This window comes from Shewanella sp. 11B5 (assembly GCF_002836795.1).
Classification (GTDB): domain Bacteria; phylum Pseudomonadota; class Gammaproteobacteria; order Enterobacterales; family Shewanellaceae; genus Shewanella; species Shewanella frigidimarina.
On the sequence record NZ_PJAP01000432.1, the window covers coordinates 1 to 4,915 of the forward strand.

The 4,915-nt window shown below is 40.5% G+C and carries 4 protein-coding genes; 2 read left to right on the forward strand and 2 right to left on the reverse strand.

The window, feature by feature from the left end; all coding sequences use genetic code 11:
- Positions 1 to 557 (reverse strand): cytochrome c biogenesis heme-transporting ATPase CcmA (ccmA, locus tag CXF78_RS10080; RefSeq protein WP_102036697.1); only part of this gene is annotated, 557 nt, incomplete at its 3' end.
- A gap of 324 nt (positions 558 to 881) precedes the next feature.
- On the opposite strand from ccmA, the gene CXF78_RS10085 reads away from it, so the two are divergent.
- Positions 882 to 1,175 (forward strand): c-type cytochrome, encoded by a 294-nt coding sequence (locus tag CXF78_RS10085; RefSeq protein ID WP_011635670.1) that lies wholly within the window; start codon positions 882 to 884, stop codon positions 1,173 to 1,175.
- 95 nt (positions 1,176 to 1,270) lie between these two features.
- Here the strand turns inward: CXF78_RS10085 and ccmI are convergent, their stop codons facing one another.
- A complete protein-coding gene (gene ccmI / locus CXF78_RS10090) occupies positions 1,271 to 2,524 on the reverse strand; it encodes a c-type cytochrome biogenesis protein CcmI (RefSeq protein WP_011635671.1) in 1,254 nt (417 codons plus the stop codon).
- Between the two features lie 417 nt (positions 2,525 to 2,941).
- On the opposite strand from ccmI, the gene CXF78_RS10095 reads away from it, so the two are divergent.
- On the forward strand, positions 2,942 to 4,912 hold the full coding sequence (locus tag CXF78_RS10095; RefSeq protein ID WP_059746612.1) for a heme lyase CcmF/NrfE family subunit: 1,971 nt from the start codon (positions 2,942 to 2,944) through the stop codon (positions 4,910 to 4,912).
- Positions 4,913 to 4,915: the final 3 nt, after the last annotated feature.

Sequence of the window (4,915 nt, forward strand, 5' to 3'; positions counted from 1 at the left end):
GATTCTGCATGTTGAATAAAAAGTTGCTCTAATTCTTCTACACCTTTTTTATCAATTGCGGTAAAAGGTTCGTCGAGGATCCATATTTTACAATTACTGTGTTGTAATCTTGCTAATGCGGTACGTCGATGTTGTCCCGCAGATAAATGACCTGCTAGTGCTTCTTCAAAACCGGTTAAATTGACTTTCGCCAAAATTGCAGTGGTATCGAAATCATCATAGCCACTAATTCTTAAATTGAAGTTAAGATTTTCTTCTGCTGTTAGCTCACTTTTTACGCCAGCTAAATGCCCAAGATATAGTAAGTCGTGATTAAATTCGTCTCTACAGCGATTGATGTTTTCACCACTATATTCAACTTCACCAGCATAGGGACGTGACAAACCAGCAATAATTCGTAAAAGACTGGTTTTACCTGCACCATTAGGGCCTTCAATCTGGACAATATCCCCCGCATTGATATTAAAACTCAGTCCATCAAATAGAATGCGCTCTTCCCGAATACAGGTTAATTCGTTGGCACTTAATAGCACTTGTGATTGGTTTGATATGGTCACTTATCCCTCTTATTTTACTTGAGGATGAATTCGAAATGATATTAACACAAACACTTTTATCGGTTTAGCTTTGTCACTGATTAAGTGCTAGCAATTTGATATGGTTCCAAAATTATGTATTTAGTTTGAACTTTTTCATCGATTACTAATATATTACCTTAACTACACAGATTGTCTTGATTTAGAGCCTAAGCTGAGATTGTTATCACAAAAAGATGAGTTTTTTTGCTAATTGTAGTAATCTAACGTTGCTAAAAATGAGTCTGCCTTCTAAATCAAAGGGCAGCGTTAAGCTTTGTATATTTGCAATTAGGAACGATGAATATGAAAAAATTGTTAGCAATGACTGCAGTAGCTGCCTTAACTTTGTCTGCAAATGTATTTGCTCAAGAAGGTGAAGCTATTTATAATAAAGCGTGTCAAGTATGTCACAGCATGGGTGTGGCCGGTGCGCCTAAAGTTCATGACACTGCGGCATGGGAACCACGTCTAGCAAAAGGTTTAGATGCCTTAGTGGGTTCAGTTAAGTCTGGTTTAAACGCAATGCCACCAGGTGGTATGTGTACTGACTGTACTGATGAAGATTACAAAAACGCAATTCAGTTTATGTCTAAGTAGTTTTCAACTAAATCAAAAAACCGGCTTTGTAGCCGGTTTTTTTATGGGTTAATTTCAGTGATGCTAACTTTTAACATCACTAATATTACACAGTGCTATTGCACTAAGGTATCCAGAGTTAGTGTAGCATTGCCACCCACCTTAACGGCTTTAATGTTACCCTTTAGGTCACCAGACTGTGGTTTCACGCTGCCATTTTTTGACAGTACTGCAATGATTTCTACTTCTCCGACAGAACTCAGTTTTACATCACCACCCATAGAAGTACTGTCATCTAGTGTGACAGTGACAGGTAAGCTGCTAGCACTGATTTTAGTTGCTGCTAGCGGTACTTTTGGGCCTTGAGTTGCTCGTGCGAAAATAAACACAGTATCGGTATCAGCTACTTTGTCTGCTAATTCTGGAGCAATAGAAATTTCAATTGCGACTGTATTAGCATTGCTCGTAACAGCTGGCTTTTGAGTTGACTCACCATTAGGCATTGCCGAGCCTTCATTAAGGCGCATGTTTGCAGATTCAATTGCATTCATTAATGCTGTTCTATCAACATCATCACGATCGCTGTCTAAGATCATCTGCCAAGCATTGATAGCTTTTTTGTAATCAGCGGTAAAGAATGCATCCATACCAACAAGAAGTAGTGTAGAAGGGTCTTGTGGGTCTAAGGCTAAAGATTGATCAATCACAGCTTGAATCGCCGGCGACATCTGCTGATTCGCTTTATAGTATAGCGCGGTTGCTTTAGGCCCAAGGAGTTCTGCTTGCGTGCCGACAAGTTCCATTACCTTATCAAATGCGCCAATGGCTTTATCATATTGGTTGGCAGATATATAAGCATGGCCAAGGCTAAACCAAGCTTGGCTATCGTCTGGCTGTGCCTGAACCTTAGCTTCCATCATCTGCACCCGTTGCGACATAATTTGCGCAGGATCCATACCTTGATGAGGATTGCTTGCTTGTGGTGGGTTAGCTAATTCGTTGTAAGCACCGAGGTGTTGATATAAGTAACCAGATACTGCTAATAGACACAGGGTCATAAAAGCAGGCCATAATGCGGTTTTCGATTTAATTTCTACATCAAGGGAGTCATCACCCTTCTGGCTCATGTCCTGAAGTAGATTTATCTCTAATTCTTTCTTTAATGCCTCGAATTCGACCTGATCTAATAATTGGTCTTGCAATTCCTTTTCAAGAATGGAGATGCGTTCAGCAAAAAGTTCAAGGTTAGTTTGTCTACGAACACCTGATTCTTCAGCTTGTAACAGCTTTTGTTGGCGAAAATGTGGAACCCAAATCATGATTAGGCCGATGAGTACGACAAGCGCAATAAATATCCAAAATGTGGTCATTGTTTCAATATTCACTTTTAGGTTAACAGAGAAAGCGGTTTTTCCGCAGTGCTTGGAATCTTGATTATACGTAAAGATTATTAATTGAATAGTAATATAAGGAAGATATGAATCTAAATCCTGAGAGTTGCGTACTGGTTCACAGATTGAATTGTTTGTCTAACTTAAGACGAAACTTTGTTAAGGTAACCATGTCAGACTGGTTGTTATAAATTTTCGTTTTGATTGAATAGATACTCATAATGAGACTAGTGACCCAATTTTGTACGAAAATGGCAGACAGAAGCCATAGCAAGTTCTAAAATGCGTTAAAATTCGTTTAAGCTAATGTGCGTATATTAGTTTCACCGCATTAATTAGTACTGCCGTGATTTGTTTGTTTCAGATCCGCTAATTTTTTTAGACTAAGGAATACCCATGATTCCAGAACTTGGACATTTCTCGCTAATTCTCGGTTTGGCTTTTGCCTTACTGCTAGCTAGCGTGCCGTTATATGGTTCCGCACGTAAAGACCAGTATCTTGTTCGCTATGCCTGGCCACTGACATACGGAATGTTTTTTTTCATCAGTCTCTCCGTTATAGCGCTAGGGTACAGCTTTGCTGTTGATGATTTCTCTGTGGCTTATGTCGCCCATCACTCTAATTCTCAACTACCAATATTCTTTAAAATTGCGGCGGTATGGGGTGGTCATGAAGGTTCATTATTATTCTGGGTATTCGCGTTGTCTGTATGGACTGCGTCAGTGGCACTGTTTAGTAAGGGCTTAGAAGAAGTCTTTACTGCAAGGGTGTTATCTGTTTTAGCGATGATCGTTGTTGGCTTCAGTTTATTCATGATCCTAACTTCTAGTCCATTTGAACGGATATTCCCTATTCCTCTAGAAGGGCGAGATTTAAACCCAATGTTGCAAGATGTTGGCTTAATCTTCCATCCGCCAATGTTGTATCTAGGGTATGTGGGTTTCTCGGTATGTTTTGCTTTTGCTATTGCAGCCCTTATGAGTGGCAGACTTGATTCTGCTTGGGCACGCTGGAGTCGTCCTTGGACTTTAGCTGCATGGATATTTCTAACTGGTGGTATTTCACTTGGTTCTTGGTGGGCTTACTACGAATTAGGTTGGGGCGGCTGGTGGTTCTGGGACCCAGTTGAAAATGCATCATTTATGCCTTGGTTAGTCGGTACTGCTTTAGTGCACTCATTAATTGTGACGGAAAAGCGTGGGGCATTCCGTAACTGGACTGTATTGCTGTCTATCTTTGCCTTCTCATTAAGTTTACTCGGCACCTTTATTGTACGTTCGGGCGTTCTTACTTCAGTGCATTCTTTTGCAGCAGATCCAAGTCGTGGCTTGTTTATCTTGTTGTTGTTAGGTATTGCCATTGGTGGTTCATTAACTTTGTTTGCCTTCCGAGCAAGCGAAATGAGTAGCCCTGCACGATTTGAGCTTAAATCGAAAGAAACCATGTTACTAATCTGTAATGTGTTACTCACTGTTGCGGCAGGTACCGTTTTGCTGGGTACGCTTTATCCGTTACTGATCGATGCATTAGGCATGGGTAAAATTTCTGTTGGCCCTCCATATTTTAATGCCGTATTTGTGCCTATCGTGTTAGTGCTATTTGGCTTTATGGGTATTGGTCCAATTATTCGCTGGAAGAAATCTAAACCGGGTGAAATTAAAAAGCAGTTACTTGTGCCTGCTATTATCGCGTTAGTGGTTGGTGTGTCGGCTCCATTTGTTGCTGATGGTCAATTTAATGCTTGGGTGATGTGTGGTGTAGCGGCTACAACGTGGATCATGCTATCAACTTTGCGGGCTGCTTATAATATTGTAAGCAACAAAGAAGGTGGTATCAGTCTTAATAAAATGGGCCGTAGCCAATTAGGCATGATCGTCGCTCATTTTGGTATTGCTGTGTCGGTAATGGGCGCAACTATCGTGTCTAATTACTCGATTGAAAAAAGCGTGCGTATGGGACCAGGAATTAGCCAAGAACTGGCTGGTTATACATTTAAGTATTTAGAAACTAAAAATGTAGTAGGTCCAAACTATACCGCTCAACAAGGTCAAATCGAAATCTACAAAGATGATGAATTTATTACCTTGTTAAAGCCTGATCGTCGTCAATATAATGTTCGAACTATGGATATGACCGAAGCGGGTATTGATTGGGGATTGTTCCGCGATTTATATGTCACTATGGGCGATCCAATTAGTTTAACTGAGTTTGCTGTGCGTCTTAATTACAAGCCATTTGTTCGTTGGTTATGGTTTGGCTCGATCTTCATGATGATAGGTGGGTTCCTTGCGGCATCTGATAAGCGTTATCGTGTGAAGCAGGTTGCAACAGAAGATGCAGCAAAAGCAAAATTAGCGACAGCTTAATAT

Excerpts from the sequence above, each read along its gene's own strand:
- CXF78_RS10085 (WP_011635670.1), top strand. The coding sequence starts at position 882 with ATGAAAAAATTGTTAGCAATGACTGCAGTAGCTGCCTTAACTTTGTCT.
- ccmI (WP_011635671.1), bottom strand. The coding sequence starts at position 2,524 with ATGACCACATTTTGGATATTTATTGCGCTTGTCGTACTCATCGGCCTA.
- CXF78_RS10095 (WP_059746612.1), top strand. The coding sequence starts at position 2,942 with ATGATTCCAGAACTTGGACATTTCTCGCTAATTCTCGGTTTGGCTTTT.